Raw genomic sequence first — 24,844 nt, 5'->3', positions numbered from 1 at the left:
ATGTCCCCCGTCACTTCGTGGCCTTGATCAGGCTCAGCAGGATCTCCTGCTTGGGCAGCGCGACCTTCGGCAGGTTGAGATCGGGGTCGAACGCGAAGTTGTTCTTCGTGCGACCGTTGTTCAGCTCGGCCACGTGCGCCTTGAACGGGGACTCGACCGACGGCGGCGTGGCGGGCCGGAACCCGTGGTCGACCGCCAGCTTCTGGAGTTTCTCGTCCTTCACGAGAGCCTCGGCGAGCCTCTTCCCGTTCGGGGTGAACGCCACGAGCGAATGGTCGGAGACGACCACGGTGTCCGGGTAGAGCACCACCATGTTGTCCGGCAGCTCGCCCTTCTCGCCCTGCGCCGCCAGTTCGAGCGCCTGGGACTCGTACGCGAGGACCAGGGGGCGGCCGTTGCCGGAGACGAAGTCCGCGAACGGCTGCTCGGTGGAGGACTGCATCCCGCCCTGCCGGTTGAACGGCTCATTCAGGGTCTTGCCGATCCGCTGCGCGGTGGCCTCGTCCTGCACCGCTTCCTTGTTGTTCAGCAGGAAGGACGCCATCGCGATGTAGAGCGCGCCGGACGAGGACTTGTCCGGGTCGGTGGTGGTCAGATAGATGCGCCCCGCGAGCTCCGGAGGCCTGTTCTGCGGAGCGAGTTGCTCCCAGGTGCGGCCCTCCATCAGGGCGCTGGTGAACTTGTCCATCGTGAGCGTCCAGACCTTGGCGTCGTTGCGCGCCGCCAGGCCGTTGTTCTTGAGGATCTCCGCCGTCTCCTTGTAGGCGACGACCACCAGCGGCGAGTAGAACGGCCGGGCCGGCGTGCCCGTGATGCCGTGGTCCTTCTGGATCGCCTCGGCCGGCGGCAGGCTGGCCGGAAAGGCGAAGTCGGCCGCCGCGCCGTCCTTGACGTCGTTCATCTGCCAGGAGCCGGCGCTCTGGGCGCTCACCTCCAGGCCCTGCTGCCGCAGTTCCTCCTGGACCTTGGGATCGTCGAAGAACGCTTTCTTCTCGGAACCGACCGTGCCGGTGACCTTCACGACGCCCGAACTCTTCGACCCGCCGGTCGGACCGCCGGTCGTGCCGCCGGGCGGATCGTCGTTCGGCTTCACCAGCCAGAACACCACGCCGCCGGCCATCAGCAGGAGCACCAGGACCCCGACCACACCGCGTTTCATGCCGGACGCTTCCCCCTCGTTGGAACCACTTCCGGACCCCGGCATCGCACCGGGGTGACGAGCGTCCCGCCGTGCCGCGTGCGGCGGCGGAAGTGACGGTGAACGGGAGGTGAACACACCTTCACGGAATCGCATCGAGGAGCGGGCGCGGGCGACTCCGGGGAACCTCTCGCACGCGGGTCCGACGTTGTGTCAGATTGTTCAACTCTCCTTACGGCAACGGCCATCCCGTTGTCCGGACCCGCATCGACGTTACGCGCCGGTAATGCCTACTCTCAGCAGTATGCGCCGAGCAAAAATCGTCTGTACCCTCGGGCCCGCCACCGACACCTACGACCAGATCAAGTCCCTGGTCGACGCCGGGATGGACATCGCCCGATTCAATCTGAGCCATGGCTCGCACTCCGAGCACGAGGAGCGCTACCGCCGGGTCCGCAAGGCCGCGGACGAGACCGGCCGCAGCGTCGGCGTGCTGGTCGACCTTCAAGGCCCGAAGATCCGCCTCGGAACCTTCGCCGAGGGCCCGGTACTTCTCGAACGCGGCGACGAGTTCACCATCTCCACCGACAATGGCGTCGTGGGAGACCAGAACGGCTGCGGCACCACCTACCCCGGGCTCGCCGGGGACGTCACCGCCGGCGAGCTGATCCTCGTCGACGACGGCCGGGTCGCCCTGGAGGTCGTCGAGGTGACCGGACCGCGGGTCCGCTGCACCGTCGTCGAGGGCGGTCTGGTCTCCGACCACAAGGGCCTCAACCTCCCCGGGGTCGCCGTCTCGGTGCCCGCGCTCAGCGAGAAGGACATCGCCGACCTGCGCTGGGGCCTGCGGGCCGGGGCCGACCTCGTCGCGCTCTCCTTCGTCCGCACCGGGCGGGACGTCGAGGACGTCCACCGGGTGATGGACGAGGAGGGGCGCCGGGTCCCGGTCATCGCCAAGATCGAGAAGCCGCAGGCGGTGCAGAACCTCGACTCCATCGTCGACCGCTTCGACGGCGTCATGGTGGCCCGCGGCGACCTCGGTGTGGAGATGCCGCTGGAGCAGGTGCCGATGGTCCAGAAGCGGGCCGTCGCACTGGCCCGGCGGAACGCCAAGCCGGTCATCGTGGCGACCCAGATGCTCGACTCGATGATCAACTCCTCCCGGCCCACCCGCGCCGAGGCCTCCGACGTCGCCAACGCCGTCCTCGACGGCACCGACGCGGTGATGCTCTCCGGCGAGACCTCGGTCGGGAAGTACCCGTCCGAGACGGTCCGCACGATGGGGCGGATCATCGAGGCCGCCGAGCAGGACATCCTCTCCGCCGGACTGCCGGTGCTCACCCCGAGCAACAAGCCCCGCACCCAGGGCGGCGCCGTCGCCCGGGCGGCCGCGGAGATCGGCGACTTCCTGCACGCCAAGTACCTGATCGCCTTCACCCAGTCGGGCGACACCGCCCGCCGCCTGACCCGCTACCGCTCGCCGATCCCCGTCCTGGCCTTCACCTACGAGCCGGCCGTCCGCAGCCAACTCGCCCTCACCTGGGGCGTGGAGACCTTCCTCGGCCCCTTCGCGCCCACCACCGACGAGATGGTCGAGCAGGTCGACGCCGCCCTGCTCTCCCTCGGCCGCTGCCAGAAGGGCGACATCGTCGTCATCACCGCCGGCTCCCCGCCCGGCCTCGCCGGCTCCACCAACCTCGTCCGCGTCCACCACGTGGGGACCCTGGACTGACCCGCCCCGCCGGCGCGGCCCTCCGGGAGGAGGCCGCGCCGGCCTCAGTACTTGGGTCCGATGTGGGTGTCCATGAGCGCCACGGACTCCTTACGGGCGACGGAGACGTTGACCTGGCCGGTGGGCCGGGGGATCGAGGCCTTCCACTGCACGCCGACGGCGTCGAGCGTGTCGGTGAAGAGGCGGACGATGTCGGCCGAGGTGTTGGTGAAGAAGTAGCGCGGGTACTCGTAGCGGCGGACGGCGCCGTCGACCCGCCTGGTGGCCCAGTTGGTGATGCGGCAGCCGTCGGAGTGGATCAGGCCGCGCAGGAAGTCCCAGGGGTGGGCGTCGACGATCTCCTGCTGCCAGGGCTCCAGGGCTATGGTGCGCTCGTGCTTCTTGCCGGGGCCGTGCTGGGGGAAGTAGCAGTACAGGTGCTTCGAGTAGAGCTTGACCACGTAGCAGCCCGTCCGTCGGATCCGACAGGGTCTGTTGCGCGGCATCACTTGGCGCATGGCCTGGTCGACGGAGTCGATGATGCCGGGCCACTTGGCGTCGCAGGTGATGAAGAGGCTGGGGCTCCGGTGCTGTTCCGGCCAAGTGATGTGGCCGTCGCCGAGGTAGAGGCCGAGGAGGTAGGCGTAGGCCGGGCGGTCGAGTGCGTCGCCGAAGCAGTGAGTACAGGTGGATCGCTTCCGGCCGGGAAGCTGCCCGCGCTTGGCGAGGTCCTGGTGCTTCCACCAGGCGACGGTGCCGGGCGGGACGCCGAACCGGCGGGCCACCTCGGTGTTGGCCATACCTCCGCGAAGGAGGTGGACAGCCTGTTCGCGCACAGAATTCGTGGTCATGTGCGCCACCCTCTTCGGGGGCGCGGGCTGCGTCAGGAGTTCTACCGAGAGCCGCTCGATGTGATGAACTTCCCACGGCCTGGGAATACGAGGAAAATCTTGTGCCGAGTGTGGGATTCGAACCCACACGCCCTTTCAGGCAATCGCTTTTGAGGCGATCGTGTCTGCCCTTCCACCAACTCGGCGAGTCGCGCCCGTGAAGGATACCCTGCGCGCATCGCCCGGCGCAGCTAGGTACCCTCGTGCATGCAGTACCCCGCCGGAACGAGGAGCCCCGTGAGCACCGCCGACGAGCAGGCCGAGCCGCTTGAGACCGATTTGCCCCAGATCACCCGGATTGTGATCGCCGAGGACGAGGCGTTGATCCGTCTCGACCTGAAGGAGATGCTGGAGGAGGAGGGGTACACCGTCGTCGGGGAGGCCGGGGACGGCGCTACGGCGGTCCGGCTGGTGCAGGAGCTGAAGCCGGACCTGGCGATCCTGGACGTGAAGATGCCGGTGCTGGACGGGTTGTCCGCGGCCGAGCAGATCCATGAGCAGCACCTGGCGCCGGTGCTGATGCTGACCGCGTTCTCGCAGCGGGAGCTGGTGGACCGGGCGCGGGACGCGGGGGCGATGGCGTACATCGTCAAGCCGTTCTCCAAGAGCGACCTGGTGCCCGCGATCGAGATGGCGGTCTCCCGGTACACGGAGATGCGGACGCTGGAGGAGGAGATCGCGGATCTCACCCAGCGGCTGGAGACCCGGAAGCTGGTGGACCGGGCGAAGAGCGTGCTGCAGACCAAGTTCGGGTTGAACGAGCCGGCCGCCTTCCGGTGGATCCAGAAGACGTCGATGGACCGCCGGATGACGATGGCGGCGGTGGCCGAGGCGGTCATCGAGGAGGGCGCGGCGCAGGACCGCAAGAAGGCCGAGGAGGCCGAGGGTCCCGCGGAGTAGCGCAGTGGCGTATGAGGAAGGGCCCGGCGGCGCGCCGGGCCCTTCGTCGTACGGGGTCAGTCCTCGCCGAGGTAGGCCTTGCGGACCGACTCGTCGTGCAGGAGGTCGGCGCCGGTGCCCTGGAGGACGATGGTGCCGGTCTCCATGACGTAGCCGCGGTCGGAGAGGGAGAGCGCGGCCTGGGCGTTCTGCTCGACGAGCAGGATGGTGGTGCCGTCGGCCTTGAGTTCGACGATGGTCGCCATGATCTTCTGCATCATCAGCGGTGAGAGGCCCATCGAGGGTTCGTCGAGCATCAGCAGCTTGGGCCGGGACATCAGCGCCCGTCCCATGGCGAGCATCTGCTGCTCGCCGCCGGAGAGCGTGCCGGCGGCCTGCTTGCGGCGCTCGCCGAGGATGGGGAAGAGGCCGTAGGCGCGGTCGACGTCCCTGGCGATGCCGTCGGTGTCGCTGCGCAGGAAGGCGCCGAGGAGGAGGTTCTCCTCGATGCTCATGCGCGGGAAGATGTGCCGGCCCTCGGGGGAGTGGGCGAGGCCGAGGGCGACGATCTTGTGGGCGGGGACGGTGGTGAGGGCCTGGCCGTCGAAGGTGATGCTGCCGGCGGTGGGCTTGAGCAGGCCGGAGAGGGTGCGCAGGGTGGTGGTCTTGCCGGCGCCGTTGGTGCCGATCAGGGTGGTGACCTCGCCCCGGTTGACGGTGAAGCTGATGCCCTTGACGGCCTCGATCTTGCCGTAGGCGACGCGGAGGTCCTGGACCTCGAGGAGTGCGGTCACTGGTCGGTCTCCGTAACGGGGGCGGTGCCTTCGAGCGGGGCGCCGAGGTAGGCGGTGATGACGCGTTCGTCGCTCTGGACGGTCTCGCGGTCGCCCTCGACGATCTTCTGGCCCTGGACGAGCACGGCGGTGCGGTCGCAGAGGTTGAAGATGAACCGCATGTCGTGCTCGATGACGAGGACGGAGACGCCCCGGTCGCGGATGGCGAAGACGAGTTCCTCGGCGGCGCGGGTCTCCTGGGGGTTCATGCCGGCGGTGGGCTCGTCGAGGAGCAGCAGGCCGGGCTCGGAGGCGAGGGCGCGGGCGATCTCCAGTTTGCGCTGCTCGCCGTAGGGGAGGTTGCGGGCGAGGTGGTCGGCTTTGCCGGCGAGGCCGGTGAACTCCAGGAGTTCCATGGCCTTCTCGCGGCTCTCGGCCTCGGAGCGGTGGTAGCCGGGGCCGCGCAGGACGGCGGAGAGCAGGCCCTGGCGCATCCGGCTGTGTCGGCCGACCTGGACGTTCTCCAGGACGGTCATGTTGGCGAAGAGCCGGATGTTCTGGAAGGTGCGGGCGATGCCGGCCTGGGTGACGAGGTGGGGTTTGGGGGGCAGGACGGTGCCCTGGTAGGTGACGGTGCCCTCGGTGGGGACGTAGAGGCCGGTGAGGCAGTTGAAGAAGGTGGTCTTGCCGGCGCCGTTGGGGCCGATGAGGCCGATGATCTCGCCGCGGCCGACGGTGAGGGAGACGTCGTTGACGGCGGTGAGGCCGCCGAAGCGCATGGTGACGCCGGAGACGTCGAGCAGGGGGTCGGCGGCGGCGGGTGCGGTGCCGGCGGCTGCGGGGGCGTTGGTGGTGGTCATCGGGGGGTCACGCCCCTGCCTTGGTGAGGGCGACGCCGTCGCCGGTGGGCTGCGCGGGGATGGCGGCCTCGTGGAACTCCAGCTGTTGGCGCCGGTTGGGGATGAGGCCTTCGGGGCGGACGCGCATGAGGACGATGAGGGCGATGCCGAAGGCGAGCAGTTGGTAGTCGGCGAGGAACTCCAGCTTCTTCGGGATGAGGAAGAGGAGGGTGGCGCCGGCGAGGGGGCCGCTGATGGTGCCCATGCCGCCGAGGATGACGGCGGCGAGCAGGAAGGCGGAGTTGGGCGGCAGGGCTTCGGCGAAGGTGTACTGGTCGGGGGTGACGGTGTAGCTGACGTGGGCCTGGACGGTGCCGGCGAGGCCGGCGAGGCAGGCGCCGAGGGCGAAGGCGAGGAGCTTGAGGCGGAAGCCGTTGATGCCCATGGCCTCGGCGGCGGTCTCGTCCTCGCGGATGGCGACCCAGGCGCGGCCGATGCGGGAGTTGCCGACGCGGGCGAAGACCAGTACCACGAGGGCGGTGACCAGCAGCATCAGCAGGTAGTAGTTGGAGAACCGGCCGAGTTCGACGCCGAGGACGGTGCTGGGCTTGCCGAGGTCCCAGCCGAGGATCTCCAGGTCGGGGATTCGGGGGATGCCGTTGGAGCCGTTGGTGATCTTGGGGCCGGTGGTGCCGTTGAGGTTGAGCATGGTGATGCGGAAGATCTCGCCGAAGCCGAGGGTGACGATGGCGAGGTAGTCGCCGCGCAGTCGCAGGGTGGGGGCGCCGATGACGACGCCGAAGACCATGGAGACGACGGCGCCGGTGAGCACGGCGGCCCAGAACGGGAACTGGACGTGGATCGGCGAGGCGGGGGAGCCGGAGACCAGGGCGGCGCTGTAGGCGCCGACGCCGAGGAAGGCGACGTAGCCGAGGTCGAGCAGGCCGGCGAGGCCGACGACGATGTTGAGGCCGAGGGCGACGGTGGCGAAGATCAGGATGTTGGTGGCGACCGAGGTGTACTGGTCGCTGGTCTGGGTGAAGGGGAAGCTGGCGGCGGCGGCGAAGGCGGCGCCGGTGGTGACCGCCTGGTACTTGACGGTGAGTGCGCGCAGCCGGGCGATCAGGCCGGAGCGGCCGAGCGCGGTGACCACGGAGGCGGCGAGCAGCAGGTAGCCGGTGAAGAGTTCGCCGTACTCGGTGTCGATGCCGAAGGTGATGGCGAACAGGCCGACGGCGAAGGCGGCGACGATGAGGCCGACCTCGGCCCAGGAGGGCAGCTCGCGGGGGGCGGGCAGCGGTCGCTGGACGGTGCCGAGCCGCAGCCAGGTGTGGGCGAGGTGGCCGAGCTGGACGAGCAGGACGGCGCCGGTGGCGAGGGCGAGGCCGCCGGCGAGGGCGGTGAGGACGGGGGCGACCGGCTTGTCCTCGGGGATCGCGTGGGTGGCGAACCAGGCGGCGGGGGCGATCGGGACGAGCAGGAAGAGCCGCCGGTCGAGGATGCGCAGCGGGACGGCGGTGCGCCGGTCCAGGGGCAGTCCGAGGGCTCCGGCGACGGCGAGCAGGGATCCGGTGGCGAGGACCCAGCCGCCGGGTTCGAGGTTGGCGAGGCCGCCGAGGTCGTTGGCGATGGAGAGGGCGGAGAACCAGCCGACGGCGAGGGCGCCGGTGGCGGCGAGCAGGACGGCGTTGTGGCTGTGCCGGGGGGCGGCCCAGCGCAGTCCGGGGATGCCCTGGGTGGCGAGCAGCAGCAGGAGGGTGAGCAGTCCGGCGGTGAGGGCGAGCCACTGGAGGCCGGCCGGGGAGCCGTAGTAGGTGAGGTCGCCGGGGTAGTCGGAGGTCCAGGTCCAGGGCATCAGGGCGGAGCCGGTGACGGCGAGGGCGCCGAGGCCGGTGAGCAGGGCGGCGGTGCGGCCGGGCAGCGGGATGACCGGGGTGGTTTCGGTGCCGGTGGTGGTCATGGTGCTCACGCCCTGTCCGCGACGCGCTCGCCGAGCAGGCCCTGGGGTCGGACGAGCAGGACGACGATGAGGAGTACGAAGGCCCAGACGTCCTTCCAGGCGCCGCCTCCGAAGAGGTGCATGCCGGGCAGGTGCTGGATGTAGCCGGTGGCGAGGGCTTCGGCGAGGCCGAGGGTGATGCCGCCGAGCATGGCGCCGTAGATGTTGCCGATGCCGCCGAGGACGGCGGCGGTGAAGGCTTTGAGGCCGAGCAGGAAGCCCATTCGGAAGTCGACCTGGCCGCTGCGCAGGCCGTAGGCGACGGCGGCGACGGCGGCGAAGGCGGCGCCGATGGCGAACGCCATGACGATGATCCGGTCGGTGTCGATGCCCATGAGTTTGGCGGTGTCGGGGTCCTGGCTGGTGGCCTGCATGGCGCGGCCGGAGCGGGTGCGGGTGACGAACCAGCCGAGGGCGATCATGCAGAGCGGGGCGGCGAGGACGAGGAAGAGGTCGCTGCGCTGGATGGCGACGGAGCCGATTTCGAAGGGTTCGCCGGGGATCTTCGGGAAGACCCGGGCCTTCTTGGCGTCCGGGTAGAAGGAGAAGACCAGTTGCTGCAGGAGGATGGACAGGCCGATGGCGGTGATCAGTGGGGCGAGCCGGGGTGCCGTGCGCAGTGGCCGGTAGGCGAAGCGTTCGGCGGCGACGGCGGTGAGGGTGGAGACCAGGATGCCGGCGATCAGCATCAGCGGTAGGGCCAGCCACAGGGTGGTGCCGCCGGGGAGGGCGAGGTAGGCGGTCAGGGCGCCGAAGCCGCCGACCATGACGATCTCGCCGTGGGCGAAGTTGATGAGCTGGACGATGCCGTAGACCATCGTGTAGCCGATCGCGACGAGCCCGTAGAGGGCGCCGAGGATCAGGCCGTTGGCCAGCTGCTGCGGTAGGTCGTGCACCGCTGGGCCTCCGTTGTGCGTGTGGGGTGTCCGTGGGTGGTGGATGCGGGTGCGCGCGGGGGCACTCGTGGCGCCCCCGCGCGGGGTGGTTCCGGTGTGCTGCCGCTGTTCTGACGTCGGGTCAGGTGCGGGTCAGCCGTTGAAGGTGCCGGACTTCTCCACGGCCCACTTGTCGTCCTTGACGGTGTAGACGGTGAGCTGCTTGTTGGTGGTGTCGCCGAACTCGTCGAAGGAGACCTTGCCGGTGACGCCTTCGAAGGAGACCTTCTGGACGGCCTCGACGACCTTGGCGCGGGGGTTGTCGGGGAGCTTGCCGCTGTTGGCGGCGGCGACGGCCTTGACGCCCTGGATGATGGCCCAGGCGCTGTCGTAGGAGTAGCCGCCGTAGGTCTCGTAGGCGTCCTTGTAGCCGGCGGCCTTGTAGTCGGCGATGAACTTGGCGGCGGTGGGGAGCTGTTCGACGGGCAGGCCGACGGCGGTGGCGAAGTCGCCCTGGCCCTTGGGGTTGAGCTTGATGAAGTCGCCGCTCTGGATGCCGTCGCCGCCCATCAGGGGGACGTTGACGCCGGCGTCCTTGAGCTGGAGGGAGAGCGGGCCGGCGGCGGGGTATTCGCCGCCGTAGTAGACGGCTTCGGCGCCGGAGGACTTGACCTTGGTGACGACGGCGGCGAAGTCGCGGTCGTCGGGGTTGACGTGCTCCTGGCCGACGATCTGGCCGCCGTTCTTGAGGAACTGGCCCTTGAAGGTGGCGGCGAGGCCGGCGCCGTAGGTCTTCTGGTCGTCGATGAGGAAGACCTTGGTCTTCTTGGCGTCCTTGACCAGGAAGTCGGCGGCGAAGGGGCCCTGGACGGCGTCGGTGGTGGCGGTGCGGAAGTAGCTCTGGAACGGGCGGGACTTCTCGCCGGTGGCCCACTTCTCGCCCTGGCTGAGGGCGACGCCGGTGTTGGCGGGGGAGACCTGGACGAGCTTGGCGTCGTTGAAGATCTGCTGCATCGACTGCGCCACGCTGGAGTTGAGCGGGCCGACGACGCCGATGACGTCCTTGTCGCCGACCAGTTGGGTGGCGTTCTGCTGGCCGGGGGCGGGCTTGCCGGTGTCGTCGAGGGCCTTGATCTGGAACTTGACGCCGGGGACCTCGTTCTTCTCGTTGGCCTGCCGGACCGCGAGGTCGACGGAGTTGCGGATGCCGAGGCCGAGGGCGGAGAGGTCGCCGGTGAGCGGGGCGTCGATGCCGATGGTGACGGTCGTGGAGCCGCCGCCCGTGCCGCTGTCCCCGGACTTCTTGTCGTCGCGGGAGCCGCACGCGGTGAGGGTGAGGGCGCCGATGACGGCAATGCTCACGACAACTGCTGAACGATGACGCACGAGGGTCCCCTTCGGTTCAGGAGGGCGCCGCGCCTGAACGGCGGGAGCCTGGATGCGCGGTGGGCCTGGCCCATTCCGTTTGGCGCGGTGACTGGCCGTGACTCTAGATGCCGGTCGGCGGCTCGGGCAGTGGTGCGGCGAGGCTGTGATTCTCTTGTTATGAGCACACAGAGAAGTCGTCTCAGTATGTGGTCGTTCCGGCCCGATCGATCCGTCGGTGCCGGGGGTTCTGTTCCCAACTCGCCCTATGTAAGGCGTTGAAGGGCAGGTGACTCCTGGCCTCACCGATAATCGAACAGGAGTGTTCAGGGTGTTGGTGCCGGGCATGGATGTCCGAATATCGGACGACGGTGGGGTCGACGGGCCGTTCTCGTCCGCTTCGGCCTCCGAAACTGTCAGTTGCTCGGACGTCCTATTTGTTACGCAGTGTTACATCGGTGGCGTGACACCGACGAAATGCCCGGACATGCCGCCGCCCCCTTGTCCAGACCAACGACTGCCCAGGGCGGTCGAAGGTCAAACAAGGGGGCGGGCAAGGGAATTGACGAACCGTCGGGTCAGAGGTCGCGCAGCATGCAGGTGAGGCGGCAGCTGGTGACCCGCTTGCCGGTGTCGTCGGTGATCGCGATCTCGTAGGTCGCGGCCGTGCGCCCCTTGAAGACCGCGGTCGCCACGCCGGTGACCAGGCCGGAGGTGGCCGAGCGGTGGTGGGTGGCGTTCAGGTCCACGCCCACCGCGTACCGGCCCGGGCCGGCGTGCAGCATCGCGCCGACCGAGCCCAGGGTCTCGGCCAGCGCCGCCGAGGCGCCGCCGTGCAGCAGGCCGTACGGCTGCTGGTTGCCGTCCACCGGCATGGTGCCGACCACCCGGTCGCCGGAGGCCTCGACGATCCGGATGCCCAGCTTCTCGCCGAGCCGCCCGCCGGAGAAGGTGGCCGGGTCCACGCCGAGCTTGGCGAAGTGCTCCAGCATCTCCGGCGAGACGTCGAGGAGGAGGGGGGCCTGGGCGGTGCCGTCGTGGGTCGCGCCGGGCGCCGCGCCGGGGGCGGCGGCCGGGTCGGGGGCCGGGTCGGTCATGGGGGGCTCCTGCCGCTCGGGGGTCACGTCGTCGTGCTGCCTGTGATCGTACGACCGTCCTACTCGGCGGTAGAGGCGGTGACGGGCGGAGGCGGGTGTGGCGCCCGGGGCACGAGTGCGCCCGAGGGGCACCCGCCCCCCGGCATGCCCCTTTTGTCGGTGGCGGGCCCTAGGATCGGTGGCCGGTAGTGGAATCGGCAGGAACGGACGTTGACGTGGCTACGCAGAGTACGGACAAGGGCGCGCCGGGTGGCGGCGGGACCGGATCGCGGCCCCGCCTGATGCTGCTCGACGGGCACTCGATGGCCTACCGGGCGTTCTACGCGCTGCCCGTGGAGAACTTCAACACCTCCACCGGCCAGCCCACCAACGCGGTGTACGGCTTCGCCTCGATGCTCGCCAACACCGTCCGGGACGAGGCCCCCACCCACCTCGCGGTCGCCTTCGACCTCTCCCGCCAGACCTTCCGCTCGGTCGAGTTCCCCGACTACAAGGCCAACCGGGCCAAGACCCCGGACGAGTTCCGCAGCCAGGTCGGCCTGATCGGCGAGCTGCTCGACGCCATGAACGTGCGGCGGCTGACCGCCGAGGGCTTCGAGGCCGACGACATCATCGCCACCCTGGCCACCGCCGCCGAGGCGGCCGGCTACGACGTCGACATCGTCACCGGCGACCGCGACTCCCTGCAACTGGTCACCGAGCACATCACCGTGCTCTACCCGACCAAGGGCGTCTCCGAGCTCACCCGCTACACCCCGGAGAAGGTCGCCGAGAAGTACGGCGTCACCCCCCGGCAGTACCCGGACCTCGCCGCGCTGCGCGGCGACCCGTCGGACAACCTGCCCGGCATCCCCGGCGTCGGCGAGAAGACCGCCGCCAAGTGGGTCAACCAGTTCGGCTCCTTCGACGAGCTGGTCACCCGCGCCGACGAGGTCAAGGGCAAGATCGGCGAGAAGCTGCGGGAGCACCTCGACTCGGTCAAGCGCAACCGCGTCCTCACCGAGCTGGTCCGCGACGTCGAACTCCCGCTCGGCGTCGGCGACCTGGCCCGCGCGCCGTTCGACGCGCCGGCCGTCGGCGCGCTCATGGAGTCGCTGGAGTTCCGCAACGCCAACTTCCGCGACCGCGTCTTCGGCATCGACCCGGCCGCCGCCGAGCCCGAGGCCGTCGAGCTGGCGCCCGGCGTCGAGGTCGACGGCGAACTGCTCACCGACCCCGGCACCCTCAGCGCCTGGCTGCGGGAGCACGCCACCGGGAAGTCCCCGGTCGCGCTGGCCGCCGTCTACCGGTGGGCGCTCGGCAGCGGCGAGGTCACCGAGGTCGCGCTGGCCGCCGGAGACACCGCCGCCTGGTTCGACCCGGCGCTGCTCGCCGAGGAGGACGAGCGGGCCTTCGCCGCCTGGCTGGCCGACCCGGCCGCGCCCAAGGCCCTGCACATCGCCAAGCAGGTCATGCGGGCCTTCGCCGAGCGCGGCTGGAGCGTCGAGGGCGTCGTCGCCGACACCGCCCTCGCCGCCTACCTGGAGAAGCCCGGCCGCCGCACCTTCACCCTGGAGGTGCTCGCCGAGGAGTACCTGGCCCGTTCGCTCGCCCCGGCCCCCGCCGCCGAGTCCGGCCAGCTCGCCTTCGACGCCCCCGAGGAGGACCCGGCCGCGCACGCCCAGGCGCTGATGCTCCAGGCCCGCGCCGTGCTCGACCTCGCCGCGCTCTTCGACACCCGCCTCGCCGAGGCCGGCGCCACCGAACTGCTGCGCGACATGGAGCTGCCGATCGCCGCCCTGCTCGCCCGCATGGAGCGCACCGGCATCGCCGCCGACCGCGACTGGCTCACCGGCCTGGAGGCCCAGTTCGCCGCCGAGATCCAGCGCGTGGTGGAGGAGGCGCACGCCGCGGCCGGCCACGAGTTCAACCTCGGCTCGCCCAAGCAGCTCCAGGAGATCCTCTTCGGCGAGCTGGCCCTGCCGAAGACCAAGAAGATCAAGACCGGCTACACCACCGACGCCGACGCGCTCACCTGGCTCGCCACCCAGACCGACAACGAGCTGCCGGTCATCCTGCTGCGCCACCGCGACCAGGCCAAGCTGCGCACCACCGTCGAGGGCCTGCTCAAGACCGTCTCCCCGGCCGGGCGCATCCACACCACCTTCAACCAGATGGTCGCCGCCACCGGCCGGCTCTCCTCGCAGGACCCGAACCTGCAGAACATCCCGGTCCGCACCGAGGAGGGCCGGATGATCCGCCGCGCCTTCGTCGTCGGCGAGGGCTACGAGTCGCTGCTCACCGCCGACTACTCGCAGATCGAGCTGCGGATCATGGCCCACCTCTCCGAGGACGAGGCGCTGATCGAGGCCTTCGCCAGCGGCGAGGACCTGCACACCACCGTCGCCTCCCAGGTCTTCGAGGTGCCGCGCAGCGCCGTCGACGCCGAGATGCGCCGCAAGATCAAGGCGATGTCCTACGGCCTGGCCTACGGCCTCTCCGCGTACGGGCTCTCCCAGCAGCTCGGCATCAAGCCCGCCGAGGCCCAGGGCCTCATGGACACCTACTTCGAGCGGTTCGGCGGCGTGCGCGACTACCTGCACCGGGTCGTCGAGGAGGCCCGCGCCACCGGCTACACCGAGACCCTGCTCGGCCGCCGCCGCTACCTGCCGGACCTCAACAGCGACAACCGCCAGCGCCGCGAGATGGCCGAGCGGATGGCCCTCAACGCCCCGATCCAGGGCTCGGCCGCCGACATCGTCAAGATCGCCATGCTGCGGGTCGACGAGGCGCTGCGCGCGGCCGGGCTGACGTCCCGGATGCTGCTCCAGGTGCACGACGAAATCGTGCTGGAGCTGGCGCCGGGCGAGCGCGAGCCGGTCGAGGCGATCGTCCGCGAGCAGATGGCCGGCGCCTACCCGCTGCGCGCCCCGCTGGACGTCTCGGTCGGCGTCGGCGCCGACTGGGAGGCCGCCGCGCACTGACGGTGCCCCACGGACCGGGAAGCCCTCCGGGCGGCGGCCGACCGCCGCCGCCCGGAGGGCCTTTCGGTGCCCGGCCGCCGGTCTTCTCGGACGAGCCGACGGTCTTCCCGGAGGGGCTGCCCACTCCTACGCTGAGGCGGTGGGGGTGGTGATGCCGGTGAAGGCGGTGAAGCAGCCGGCGCTGAGCCTGCGCAGCACCGGGAACTCCGCGGTGCTGACGGTCCGTCCGGGCGGCGGACGGTGGCTGTCCGCCGGGTGGATCGTCCTCTCCCGCGCGGCCCTCGGGGTCGCCCGGCAGGTGTGGTGGATCCCCGCCTACATCCCGCTGATCCTGGTGCTCCGGTACCTGGTGGAGCTCGACCCCCGCACCAATCTCGCGATCGTCGGCGGCGCCTACCTCCTGTGCTCCCTGCTGTGGGGGAGCAGGGAGATGCGGGACCCGCTCCGGGTGTTCCACCGGCTGGAGTTCGGCCCGCCCGACGCCCCCGACCGGTTCCGGATCGTCGGGCCCGGTCCGGCGGGCCGGTGGCGGCCGACGGCGGACCTCCTGGAGGTGCGGATCGTGCACCTGGTCACCGGGCCGGTGGCCGGCCGGCCGGGGCCGGAGGGCGACGGGTGGAAGGTCGAGGTGCGGGTGCGCGAACCCCGCTCGCTGTACTGCGCCGGTGTCGGCGACCCCCGGGCGGTGGCGGCGGAACTCGCCCGGGCGCTGGAACCCGCCGGAGTCCCGGTGGAGTTCGTCACCGCCCGGCGAGCGGCGCGCGGACTCCCGGCGGCGGCCCGCCCACCCGCCGGTGCCCGACCCGGCCGGGCCGCCCCCGCGGACGCCGTGCCGGAGGATGCCGTGCCCCTGGACGCCGTGCCCGTGGATGCCCCGCCCGCCGCTGTCCCGCCGGAGCAGCGGCCCTGAGCGCCGGCGGCAGGGCGCGGACCGCCGTGCCGCCGTCCGCGAGCCCGGGAGTCCAGCGGGATCCGCCGGGATCCGCCGGTCTGTCGCTGTGGTCCCGGGGGGTTGATACCGGGTCAGGGAGCCTCTTCACTTGTCATGGCGCCGCCGCCCTTGATCGTGGGCGCGGTGCCACCCGCTCCGATGCTCCGACGCCTCACCCGACGAGTCTGGAGATCCCCTCATGTCCCAGTCCCGCCTGCGGCGCGCCGTGGTCGCGCTGACGGTCCTGCCCCTGCTCGCGCTCGGCGCGGGCCAGGCCGTGGCCGCCCCGGCCCCCGCCCCCGCCGCCGCCACCGCCACCGCCTCCAAGGTGACCGCGATCGAGGACGAGGTCGCCCGCACCCTGGCCGCCTCCCTCGCCGACCCCGCCCTGCGCGAGCGGCTGCGCTCGGCGACCGCCTCCGCGCCCGCCGAACTCGCCCCGCTGGCCGCCGGCCTGTCCGGCGCCACCGCCCGCGGACTCGCCGCCACCACCACCCGCGCGGACCTCGGCATCGCCGCCGCCAAGGGCCTCGGCGCCGACCTCGGCCCGCTGCTGCGGGTCCAGCTGGCCGACCCGTCGATGCGGGCCGCCCTGGACGCGGGCGCCGCGCCGCTGGTGGCCACCGCCGGCACCGACGAGCACGCCCGCACCGTTCGCGCCTACGACACCGCCGGCCGGGCCCGCGCCCTGGACGCCGCCACCCTGCCCACCCGCCCGGTCTACCTGGTCGACATCGACACGGCCAAGGCGCTGGCCGCCGGGATCGACCTGCTCCAGCGGGAGTTGGCGGCCCATGGGGCAGCCCCGGCGGCCCCCACCGCCGCGCAGGCCGCCGGCTGGTGGGGCACCAAGATCACCTCGATCGAGGTGAACGACGACGAGGAGCCCTGGTTCAAGGGCGCCGCCGAGATGTTCAGCCTGGTCTCCGGCTTCGGCCAGGACGGCAAGGTCCGGGTCGACTCCGTCGCCATGCCGTACCTCCAGTACGACGGCACGGTGTACTACCCGAACCAGATCCTGGTGAACTGGTCGAACTACAAGTACAACTTGGCCGACGTCGTCCTGATGGAGGACGACGGCGACACCAACTACCTGGCCCTCGCCCAGGCCGTCGCCGCCGTCCTGCTCACCATCGCCGACCAGGGCGCCTACATTCCGCTGGTCAACGCCGTCCTGGCGGCCCTGCCGACGTCCTGGTGGACCGACGACCCGGACTACGTCGAGTCCTGGTACACCCTCGCCCGCACCAGCACCGGCCGCCTCAACGGCGCCCGGGCCAACGGCTGGATGACCGTCGAGCCGTACTTCGTCCAGCAGGCCTGACAGCCGCCCCACCACCGCCGGGCCGGCGGCGCGCGTCATTGCGCCTCGTCGGCCCGGTCGGTCTGCAGTTGATCAACCCCCTGTGACGGGGGCGATTTCGTACTACCGTGGGCCCGATGACTACGGAATCCAGGTCGACCGGCCGGCCCACTCTCCTGGCCGGGGCGCCGACGCTCCAGGCCCGCAACTCCGCCGCCTTCTGGACCGCGACCGGCCGGAGCCGGGGACACGAGGTGATCCGGCGCCGCGGATTCGTGGCCGTCGATGGCGACGAGCGTGCGGGCCTGCGGATCCTGGTCCAGGAACCCGACCTCGACCCGGGCGAAGTGGCCGAGTTGAGCGAGCTGACCCGCCGGGCCGCGGGTCCGGTGCTCGTCGAGGACCCCTTCGACGCGACCGACCTGAGCCACCTGGGCCTGCGCACCTGGCAGATGCCGATCATGCTGCGCCTGCCCGGCCCCGTCGAGGACCCGGCCCTGGAGGTGACCCGGGTGCGGCGGCCCGAGGACCTCGGGGCGGCCGAGCGGATCGTGATCGAGGGCTTCGAACTGAACGCATTCGAGCCCTACCGCCCCGGCGAGCTCTTCCCGACCGCCCTGATCGAACAGCCGGGCGTGGACGTGTTCGTCGCCTCGGTCGACGGCGTGGCCGCGGGAGCCGGCGTGAGCGTCGTGGCCGACGGCATCGCCAGCCACTACTGGATCGCCACCTCGTCCGCCTTCCGCTCCCGCGGCGTCGGCCGCGCCGTCATGCTCGGAGCCCTCGCCCACCTGACGGACCTCCCGAGCACCCTCACCGCCTCGAAGCTGGGCCGCCCGTTGTACGAGTCGCTGGGCTACACCGCCGCGGCCCCCGCGACCTGGTGGGTCTCCGCGTAGGAAGTCGGATCCGCCGACTTCCTACGCGCTCGCGACCGGATCGCCCGGCGGGCGGTCACCTTGCTCCCAGGGCGGTGAGTGGCCGCCCACGCCGGGATACCGGTGGTGGCTCGCGGGGTGTTGCACACGTGCACTCGACGGGGTGAAGTTGCCCACGGCATCACACAGTTCGAGCAGTGCCGACGAGTCTGGCCCCCATGGTGGCCTGCTATTGTCCGCCGTGTTCGGACGCCGCTTTCCAGGCGCGAACGGATGGGGAGTGCTTCTGTGATCAGCGATGCCGTCGGCCGCCACCCTGAGCGGGCCTTCAGGCTGATCGTGACGGGCGGCGGAACCGGCGGTCACACCTATCCGGCGCTCACCGCGGTCCGCACAGCGCGGGCGAGACTCGCCGCTGCCGGCCGGGCGCTGGATGTTCTGTGGGTCGGCACGGCGGACAGCCTTGAGTCCCGTGTCGCGGCAGGTGAGGGGATCGAGTTCGCCGCAGTTGCCACGGGGAAGATCCGACGCCACCGAAACCCGATCAAGATGGTCTCCCCGGCGAACGTGCGGGACATGGCGCGTGTGCCGCTCGGCATCGCTCAGGCCCGTGCAGTGGTCTCCCGGTTCAGCCCTGACGTGGTGCTGGCCACGGGCGGATACGTCGCGGTGCCGGTGGGCATCGCCGCTTCGCTGTGTCATTGCCCGCTCGTCGTCCACGAGCAGACGGTGCGCCTGGGCCTGGCCAACCGCACGCTCGTGGGACGGGCGGCTCGCATCGCGGTGTCCTCCGACTCCACGCTGCCGCTGTTGCCGGAGGCGGCCCGCTCGATTGCGGTCGTCACAGGTAATCCGGTGCGGCCCGAGGTGCTGACCGGCTATGCGGAGAAGGCGATCCAGGCACTCGGGCTGCATGGATTCCGCCAGGATCTGCCGACCGTGTACGTCACCGGTGGCGCGCAGGGCTCGGAGCAGATCAACGGACTGGTGGCTGACGTTTTGCCCTGGCTGCTGACCAGTGCCAACGTGATCCACCAGTGCGGCCCGGCGAACGTCGAAGCCCTGCGGGTCCGTGCCGCGGCTCTTCCCTCGCATCTGGTGTCCCGGTATCTGCTCACTGGGTTCGTCGGTCCCGAACTGCCCGACGTCCTCGCATTGGCCGATGTCGTGGTCTCCCGCAGCGGGGCGGGCACGATCGCGGAGCTGACGGCGCTGGGCAAAGCTGCGGTCCTCGTGCCCCTTGCCAGCTCAGCCGGCAATGAGCAGGCCCACAACGCCGGCCACCTGCACGATGCCGGTGCGGCGGTCGCGCTCCTCGGCGATGTGACGGCGGAGCGGCTCCGTGAGGCGGTGGATCCACTGCTGACCGATGCCCAGCACCGTACGGGTATGGCGGAGCGCGCGCGCTCCTACGGTCGGCCGGATGCCGCCGACCGGCTGGTGGACCTGCTCCTCTCGGCCGCCGCCAGGCACTGACGAGCAACTGTGGCCGCGAGCCCGGGGGCGAAGCTTCCCCCCGGGCTCTGGTTTCTCAGGCGCCGCGGACGCTGGGCCCATCGGCGGACTCTGCCCGGGTCCAGCCGCTACGCTCGCCGAGTTCGGCGTTGTCGCGGCTGTAGTGGGTGACCGCTGCGGATGCCTCCTGCGGGCGGGGTACGATCCGCTCCAGCCGGGGCAGCGTGTCCGAGATGAGCAGTCGCCCGTGTTCCATGGCCCGCCGCCAGACGTCCTTGACTTCGTCCACGTCCGGCCAGATGGAGAAGGCCGCCTCGGCGAGGATCGGCCCGGAGTCGATCCCGGCGTCGATGACGTGGATCGTGATGCCGTGCAGGTGCTCGCGGTTGCGCAGCGCCCAGTTGACCGGCCGAACGCCCCGGTAGTCGGGCAGGCGGCCGGGATGACAGTTGATGATGTGCTTGGTGGCGGCGATCAGCTCAGGTCCGACGATCTTGTCATAGAGAACACTGAACACCAGGTCGCAGCGGCCCGGCTCCAGGTCCCGCCAGTCACCGGAGCGCAGGATGCGGGTGCCCGGCCAGCGCTCGGCGACGTAGTCGGACAGCCGCACGTCCCAGTCCGGCTCGACCGCGTTCGGGATCACCGTGTCCAACACGGTGCCGGTCAGAGCGGTGATCGTCTCGCAGGCGTGTACGGCAAGAGCCCCCTTCCCAAGAACGGCCGCGCGCCTCACCGCCCGCTCCCAGTGGCGAGCTTGAGGGCAGCGGCGACGTGGTAGACGTCGTCCTCGGTCATGTGCTGGTGGAACGGCAGCGACAGGATCTCCTCCCCGATCTGCTCGGTGACCGGCAGGCTTCGCCACCACTGAGCGAAGGCGGGCTGGAGGTGGTTGGGCGGGTAGTGGACGCCGACTGCGATTCTCGCGGCAAGCATCCGTCGGAAGACCGCTTCGCGGTCGGCGACCCGCACTACGCACAGGTGCGGCACCGTCCGGTCCACGTCCACGTCCACCAGGGTGATGCCCTTCGCACGGTGCAGGGCCGCACGGTAGGCTCGCCAAAGCTCCTGACGCTTGATCTCCGTGGTCTTGAACCTGGGGAGCTGGGCCAGCCCGATCGCCGCGTTGATCGAGGACAACTGGTAGCGCAGGCCGAATCCCTCCACGCGGTAGGACGTGGCGGCCTGCCGTTCGGCCTGCGACGCGACGACACCGAGCAGCCGCAGCCTGCGGATTGTGGCGGCCTCTTCGGGCGTACGGGGGATGACCATCCCGCCCTGGCCGCACGTCAGGTTCTTTACCGGCCCGAAGGAGAAGCACGTCAGATCGCCAGTGCCGCCGACCCGGACGGGGCCATTGTAGGAGCCGAAGGCGTGGGCGGCGTCCTCGATGACGGCGATGTCCTGTTCGTCGAGCGTGCTCCGGATGCTGGAGAGGTCAATGGCCCGGCCGCCGAACAGAACCGGCATCACGGCCCGGGTGGCGGGGGTGATCGCCTCCACGGCCGCGTCCGGCTCGATGCACAGGGTGCCGGGGCTGACCTCGATGAAGCGCGGCGCGGCACCGCAGGCCAGGACCGCCTGGATGGTCGCGCAGAACGTCAGCGAGGGGACGATCACCTCGTGCCCGGGGCCGATGCCCGCAGCGAGGAGCGCGGTGTGCAGCGCGGCGGTGCCGGAGGTGACGGCCACCGCGTCCGGCACGCCGAGGAACGCTGCGACCTTCTGCTCGAACTCCTCGGTGACCTCGGTGTGTCCGTACTGGCCGGCCTCAAGCACCCGGGCCACCGCTTTGTCCTCCTGGCCGTAGAGGAAGGGGGTCGCGTTGCGCCGGTACTCGGGGGTGCTGCTGTTCAACGTATTGTCCTTTCCGTTGTCGCGGGTGGGGGCTCACATGGGGTGGTGGAAGGGCTTGGGGGCCTCGGGGGTGGTGCGCAGGAGCGGTGCCCACCGGTCGGGGTTGTTCCGGTACCAGTCGACGGTCTCCGTGAGACCGGCCTTGAGGTCCCTACCGGGCCGGTAGCCGAGGGCGGCGGTTTTCGACCAGTCCATGGCGTATCGCAGGTCGTTGGATGCCCGGTCGGGGATGTAGCGCACCCTTTCCCAGCCGGCGTCGAACATCCGCAGCAGGATGCCGGTCAGTTCCTTGCTGGTCAGGTCGGTGCCACCGCCGATGTTGTAGATCTCGCCGGGAGTGCCGTCGCGGAGCACGAGTTCGATGCCGTGACAGTGGTCTTCGACGTGGAGCCAGTTGCGGATGTGCTGGCCGTGTCCGTGAAGGGTGAGTTCGTGGCCCTTGAGGAGGCGGGTGATGAACAGCGGAACGATCTTCTCGGGGTGTTGGCGCGGCCCGTAGTTGTTGGACGAGCGGGTGACGCACACCGGCAGGTCGAACGTCTGGAAGTAGGACAGGGCCACGAGGTCACTGGCGGCCTTCGAGGCGGCGTACGGCACGCTCGGCCGTACTGGGTCCGTCTCGGTGGCCTGACCAATCATCAGCGGCCCGTAGACCTCGTCGGTGGACACGTGGACGAAGCGGTCGATGCGGGCCTTCCGGGCGGCCTCCAACAGCGTGTAGGTGCCCAGGACGTTGGTGGTGAGGAAGTTCCCCGTGTCGTAGAAAGAGCGGTCCACGTGCGACTCGGCGGCGAAGTGGACGATCGCGGTGTGCTTCCGGGTGAGCCGTTCGACCAGCGGGGCGTCGAGGATGTTGCCAGGGACGAAGGACAGTCGGGGCGACAGCATCGCCTCGCCCAGGTTCTCCACACTTCCGGCGTAGGTGAGGGCGTCGAGCACGGTCACCTGCGCCACGTCGTCACAGCGGAGCAGCCGCCTCGCGAAGTGCGAGCCGATGAAGCCCGCTCCGCCGGTGATCAGTACCTTTTCCATGGCTGGGCCTTTCGTCCGTGGTGGTTCCACCCGCGACAGGGGGTGCCAGTCCTGGCGGGCGGCACCCGTTGTCAGCCCGGCCGCCGGCGTCGGCAAGACGCCGGCGGGCCGGACGGGGTTTGAGAGTCATAAGGGTGGGTCGCTGTTCGGCGCGCTTGCATGCCTGCAGAGTGGTGAGGGCGTGGGGCGTGGGAAGTTGGGACCCATCGATTTCCTGTTCCCGGGACCGGTACCTGTTCAGGCGGCGGCGCGTTGGCCGTGGGTGAGGAGGGGGAGGGTCCGGCCGAGGGTGGCGAGGGCTTGTTGGGTGCGGGCGTGCTGGGCGGGGCTGAGGAAGGCGGGCAGGTCGCGGGGGTCGGCGAGGCGGGCGCCGAAGAGGTTGCTGCGGTGGCGGGGCGGGACGGTGATGCGGGCGGTGTCGCGGTCGGTGAGGGTGCCGCCGTCGAAGACGAGGGTGAGGCGTTCGAGGTAGCGGTCGGCGGGGGTGAAGTCGACGGCGAGGAGGTGGGTGACGGGTCGGTGGAGGCCGGTCTGGGCGTGGAGGGTGCGGGTGGCGGCGTGGTGCGGGGGCTCGTTGGTGCGGCAGGCCCCGCCGGGGAGAAGGTGGCCGTCGAGGAAGTCGGGGTCGACGAGCAGGACGCGGCCGTCGGGGGTGCGCAGCAGGACCTGGGTGCCGAGCCGGCAGGCGGGGGGCTTGGCGAGCAGGCGGGGGTCGCGCAGGGGGAGGGTGCGCATGGCGGGGGCTACTTTCCGGTGGTGTTGGTGGTGCGGTTGAAGCCGGTCATGAGGGAGGCGGCGAAGAAGAGCCACCAGACCAGGCGGGAGGAGCGGGGGTCGGCGAGCGAGGCGGCCAGGTGGGCGATGACGCTCGCGGCGGCGAACACGGCGATGGTGGTGAGGAGTTCAGCGCGGGTGGGCCGGTCGCTGGGCCTGTTCATGGCGCAGTCCCTTCCGCAGGAGGTCGGTGATGCGCTCGATCTGTTCGGTGCGGGCGGCGCCGAGGCTGATGAGGTAGCAGCCGGTGCGGCGCCCGAAGTCCCAGTCGACTTCGAGGGAGGGCAGTTTGGCGTCGGCGAGGGTGAGGACGGTGGTCAGGTCCTCGATCGCGTACGCGGCCGCGCGCCGCTGATCGGCGGTCGCCTGGTTGAGGATCGGCCCCATCAGGCGACCCCCCTACGGGGCTCGAACGCCCGGTACGCCGATTCGGCGACGGTGAAGGAGGAGAACCCCGCGAGGAGACCGGCGTTGTCCAGTAGCCACTCCCCCGAGGTCTCGTTGCGCACCCGGTAGCACCGGGCTGCAGGATCCCACCGCACGCCGTAGCCGTGGAGCTTGGTGGGGGATGCGGTGGAGATCGAAAGCTCTCTCGCTCTACGAATACCACTGTCGGTCACGATGCAGTTCCTCTCCGTCTTGACACGAAGAGGCTCCCGCCAGTCATGGGTATCCAACAGGGACGGAACGTCCTACTTCTGAGCTCTAATCAGCAACACCAAGGAATCGCGCAAGCCTTCGAAGTCCAGCTGGCCTGGCTGAACCCGCCCAAAGGTCGGAGACGATTGCAACGGCGAGTGTGTGGTGCCGCATCCATCCCGGTGCAACTCGCTGAAGTCGCTCGAGGGTTGAGACAGCACCGGCGGCGTCTCCGAGATCGGTGTAGGCCCTCGCAACGTCCAGGAGTAGCCAGGTGCGCCAGGACACCGGGGTGTCATCTCTGAGGCGGATTCCCTTGGCCAGACCCAACGCTTCGGCTGGCCGTGCATACTGCACGGCCAGCCGGACCCGCTCGATCCTCACGGAGGACCGGCTGAACACACTGACCATCCGGCCGTCCACCCTGGCCGGAAGTTTCGAGAGGCGCCCCGCAGCCTGCTCGGCAGCCACCATCATGTCAGCGGCTCCGTCGTAGTCACCGCTCCTGGCCGTACTCGTGGCCGCTGACATCACAAGCCCGCCCCAGACCCGCAGCTCTTCGGCGCCGGAGGAACGGTCGCGTTCCACGCCATCAGCGGCGTGAAGCGCGAGCGCCTGCGCATCTCCGAGTCGATTCTGACGCTGGTAGGCCCATGCAACCGAGTTGCAGACCATCGCCGCCAGCAATGGGTCCTCGGCCGAATCAGAAGCGGACATCGCCCGCTCCAGGCTAGCGAGCCCCAGGTCTGTCTTGCCTAGGCGGATCGCGAGGTGCCCACCCAACTGCAATGCCTTGCCCAGCGCGTGGTGACCCGCAAGTCTGTCCTGCCCACGGCCCACGGCGACTGCGAGCCTAGCGTCAGCCAGTATCGTCGGCAGCGATTCCATGACCCTGCCAAAGTCGGCCGCATGGTAGAGAGTCCACGCATCCGCAATCTCCGCCCGTAGCAACGGCAGCGACAGCCGATCAGCGCCATCCACCTCTGCTGGCGGCGCGAAGAGTGGTGGCATGATGGCGCGCCGCACAGCGACAAGGCCGGGAGGGTCAGCATCACCTGTGGACGGCACTGCGGGGGGGTCACCCAGCAGTGCCGTCAACTCGACACCAAGGCCCTTCGCCAGCGCATGGAGCGTTGGCAACCGCGCCGAATGCTTCCGTTGTTGCTCCAGCTTCCGCACCACATCCACGGAGACACCGGACTTCTCAGCCAGACCCTCCTGGGTGAGGTTGGCCAGACGACGCAACCGGCGCAAGCGGTCGCCAAGGTGGTCATTCGCCATACCCCGGACACTACGCCCACGATCGCCGCGCGCAGCAGAGGTTTCCACTTCTGCCAGCTTCCGCCACTCTCGGCTTGAATGGCCGTGATCAAGCCCTACCAGGGCAACCGGCACGCACGCGACCTGTACGACCGTGCTCGGCCGATGGCGAAGGCGGCCTGACCG

23 protein-coding genes and 1 tRNA gene are annotated in these 24,844 nt (G+C 70.4%); 7 read left to right on the top strand and 17 right to left on the bottom strand.

The annotated features are described in order from the left end of the window. Positions 1 to 10: 10 nt before the first annotated feature. Complete coding sequence (locus ACFCLZ_RS10880) at positions 11 to 1,159, bottom strand: hypothetical protein (RefSeq protein ID WP_380284670.1); 1,149 nt, start codon at positions 1,157 to 1,159, stop codon at positions 11 to 13. A 283-nt stretch (positions 1,160 to 1,442) separates the two neighbouring features. On the opposite strand from ACFCLZ_RS10880, the gene pyk reads away from it, so the two are divergent. Continuing rightward, positions 1,443 to 2,870: a pyruvate kinase gene (gene pyk, locus ACFCLZ_RS10875; protein WP_380284669.1), complete on the top strand. Its 1,428-nt coding sequence runs from the start codon at positions 1,443 to 1,445 to the stop codon at positions 2,868 to 2,870. A 44-nt stretch (positions 2,871 to 2,914) separates the two neighbouring features. Here pyk and ACFCLZ_RS10870 read toward each other — a convergent pair whose 3' ends face one another. Together ACFCLZ_RS10870 and ACFCLZ_RS10865 are read right to left on the bottom strand one after the other, a co-directional pair. Then, positions 2,915 to 3,700, bottom strand: a complete 786-nt coding sequence (locus ACFCLZ_RS10870; protein ID WP_380284668.1) for a helix-turn-helix domain-containing protein — start codon at positions 3,698 to 3,700, stop codon at positions 2,915 to 2,917. Positions 3,701 to 3,802: 102 nt separating this feature from the next. Next, positions 3,803 to 3,885, bottom strand: a tRNA-Leu gene (locus tag ACFCLZ_RS10865). 91 nt (positions 3,886 to 3,976) lie between these two features. Here ACFCLZ_RS10865 and ACFCLZ_RS10860 point away from each other — a divergent pair. Beyond that, positions 3,977 to 4,639 (top strand): ANTAR domain-containing response regulator, encoded by a 663-nt coding sequence (locus tag ACFCLZ_RS10860; RefSeq protein ID WP_380284666.1) that lies wholly within the window; start codon positions 3,977 to 3,979, stop codon positions 4,637 to 4,639. Between the two features lie 56 nt (positions 4,640 to 4,695). On the opposite strand, the gene ACFCLZ_RS10855 is transcribed toward ACFCLZ_RS10860, so the two are convergent. From ACFCLZ_RS10855 to ACFCLZ_RS10830, 6 genes are all read right to left on the bottom strand, one after another. After that, the gene (locus ACFCLZ_RS10855) at positions 4,696 to 5,412 is read right to left on the bottom strand and encodes an ABC transporter ATP-binding protein (RefSeq protein ID WP_380284664.1); all 717 of its coding nucleotides are present in this window, start codon (positions 5,410 to 5,412) and stop codon (positions 4,696 to 4,698) included. After that, positions 5,409 to 6,251, bottom strand: coding sequence for an ABC transporter ATP-binding protein (locus tag ACFCLZ_RS10850; protein ID WP_380284662.1), 843 nt, complete (start codon positions 6,249 to 6,251; stop codon positions 5,409 to 5,411). The genes ACFCLZ_RS10855 and ACFCLZ_RS10850 overlap by 4 nt, the downstream gene beginning before the upstream one ends. A 7-nt stretch (positions 6,252 to 6,258) precedes the next feature. Further along, on the bottom strand, positions 6,259 to 8,190 hold the full coding sequence (locus tag ACFCLZ_RS10845; RefSeq protein WP_380286136.1) for a branched-chain amino acid ABC transporter permease: 1,932 nt from the start codon (positions 8,188 to 8,190) through the stop codon (positions 6,259 to 6,261). A gap of 5 nt (positions 8,191 to 8,195) precedes the next feature. Continuing rightward, positions 8,196 to 9,125: a branched-chain amino acid ABC transporter permease gene (locus tag ACFCLZ_RS10840; protein WP_380284660.1), complete on the bottom strand. Its 930-nt coding sequence runs from the start codon at positions 9,123 to 9,125 to the stop codon at positions 8,196 to 8,198. A gap of 132 nt (positions 9,126 to 9,257) precedes the next feature. Next, positions 9,258 to 10,490, bottom strand: a complete 1,233-nt coding sequence (locus tag ACFCLZ_RS10835) for a branched-chain amino acid ABC transporter substrate-binding protein (RefSeq protein ID WP_380284659.1) — start codon at positions 10,488 to 10,490, stop codon at positions 9,258 to 9,260. A 557-nt stretch (positions 10,491 to 11,047) separates the two neighbouring features. Continuing rightward, positions 11,048 to 11,461: a PaaI family thioesterase gene (locus tag ACFCLZ_RS10830; RefSeq protein WP_380286135.1), complete on the bottom strand. Its 414-nt coding sequence runs from the start codon at positions 11,459 to 11,461 to the stop codon at positions 11,048 to 11,050. 386 nt (positions 11,462 to 11,847) lie between these two features. On the opposite strand from ACFCLZ_RS10830, the gene polA reads away from it, so the two are divergent. The 5 genes from polA (at position 11,848) to ACFCLZ_RS10805 (ending at position 19,117) form a co-directional block, all read left to right on the top strand. Continuing rightward, positions 11,848 to 14,529, top strand: coding sequence for a DNA polymerase I (gene polA / locus ACFCLZ_RS10825; RefSeq protein ID WP_380286133.1), 2,682 nt, complete (start codon positions 11,848 to 11,850; stop codon positions 14,527 to 14,529). Between the two features lie 139 nt (positions 14,530 to 14,668). Next, a complete protein-coding gene (locus tag ACFCLZ_RS10820) occupies positions 14,669 to 15,439 on the top strand; it encodes a hypothetical protein (protein ID WP_380284657.1) in 771 nt (256 codons plus the stop codon). Positions 15,440 to 15,659: 220 nt separating this feature from the next. Continuing rightward, positions 15,660 to 16,784, top strand: coding sequence for a DUF3103 family protein (locus ACFCLZ_RS10815; protein ID WP_380284655.1), 1,125 nt, complete (start codon positions 15,660 to 15,662; stop codon positions 16,782 to 16,784). A gap of 116 nt (positions 16,785 to 16,900) precedes the next feature. Next, positions 16,901 to 17,662 (top strand): GNAT family N-acetyltransferase, encoded by a 762-nt coding sequence (locus ACFCLZ_RS10810; RefSeq protein ID WP_380284653.1) that lies wholly within the window; start codon positions 16,901 to 16,903, stop codon positions 17,660 to 17,662. 267 nt (positions 17,663 to 17,929) lie between these two features. Further along, entirely contained in the window at positions 17,930 to 19,117 is a 1,188-nt protein-coding gene (locus ACFCLZ_RS10805; protein WP_380284651.1) for a glycosyltransferase, read from the top strand. Between the two features lie 55 nt (positions 19,118 to 19,172). Here ACFCLZ_RS10805 and ACFCLZ_RS10800 read toward each other — a convergent pair whose 3' ends face one another. The 8 genes from ACFCLZ_RS10800 to ACFCLZ_RS10765 form a co-directional block, all read right to left on the bottom strand. Continuing rightward, positions 19,173 to 19,754, bottom strand: a complete 582-nt coding sequence (locus ACFCLZ_RS10800; RefSeq protein WP_380284650.1) for a formyltransferase family protein — start codon at positions 19,752 to 19,754, stop codon at positions 19,173 to 19,175. A 74-nt stretch (positions 19,755 to 19,828) separates the two neighbouring features. Further along, positions 19,829 to 20,953 (bottom strand): DegT/DnrJ/EryC1/StrS family aminotransferase, encoded by a 1,125-nt coding sequence (locus ACFCLZ_RS10795; protein WP_380284648.1) that lies wholly within the window; start codon positions 20,951 to 20,953, stop codon positions 19,829 to 19,831. Between the two features lie 33 nt (positions 20,954 to 20,986). Further along, the gene (gene rfbB / locus ACFCLZ_RS10790) at positions 20,987 to 21,985 is read right to left on the bottom strand and encodes a dTDP-glucose 4,6-dehydratase (RefSeq protein ID WP_380284647.1); all 999 of its coding nucleotides are present in this window, start codon (positions 21,983 to 21,985) and stop codon (positions 20,987 to 20,989) included. 237 nt (positions 21,986 to 22,222) lie between these two features. Continuing rightward, positions 22,223 to 22,720 (bottom strand): NUDIX domain-containing protein, encoded by a 498-nt coding sequence (locus ACFCLZ_RS10785; RefSeq protein WP_380284645.1) that lies wholly within the window; start codon positions 22,718 to 22,720, stop codon positions 22,223 to 22,225. A gap of 8 nt (positions 22,721 to 22,728) precedes the next feature. Then, on the bottom strand, positions 22,729 to 22,923 hold the full coding sequence (locus ACFCLZ_RS10780) for a hypothetical protein (RefSeq protein ID WP_380284643.1): 195 nt from the start codon (positions 22,921 to 22,923) through the stop codon (positions 22,729 to 22,731). Further along, a complete protein-coding gene (locus ACFCLZ_RS10775; RefSeq protein WP_380284642.1) occupies positions 22,889 to 23,146 on the bottom strand; it encodes a hypothetical protein in 258 nt (85 codons plus the stop codon). Before ACFCLZ_RS10775 ends, ACFCLZ_RS10780 begins: the two co-directional genes overlap by 35 nt. Beyond that, positions 23,146 to 23,268 (bottom strand): hypothetical protein, encoded by a 123-nt coding sequence (locus ACFCLZ_RS10770; RefSeq protein ID WP_380284641.1) that lies wholly within the window; start codon positions 23,266 to 23,268, stop codon positions 23,146 to 23,148. Before ACFCLZ_RS10770 ends, ACFCLZ_RS10775 begins: the two co-directional genes overlap by 1 nt. 196 nt (positions 23,269 to 23,464) lie before the next feature. Next, on the bottom strand, positions 23,465 to 24,679 hold the full coding sequence (locus tag ACFCLZ_RS10765; protein ID WP_380284640.1) for a helix-turn-helix domain-containing protein: 1,215 nt from the start codon (positions 24,677 to 24,679) through the stop codon (positions 23,465 to 23,467). Positions 24,680 to 24,844 lie beyond the last annotated feature (165 nt).

This window comes from Kitasatospora purpeofusca, assembly GCF_042691725.1.
Lineage (GTDB): Bacteria > Actinomycetota > Actinomycetes > Streptomycetales > Streptomycetaceae > Kitasatospora > Kitasatospora purpeofusca_B.
The sequence above is the reverse complement of the archived record's forward strand: the minus strand, read 5'-3'. Positions and strand labels throughout refer to the sequence as shown.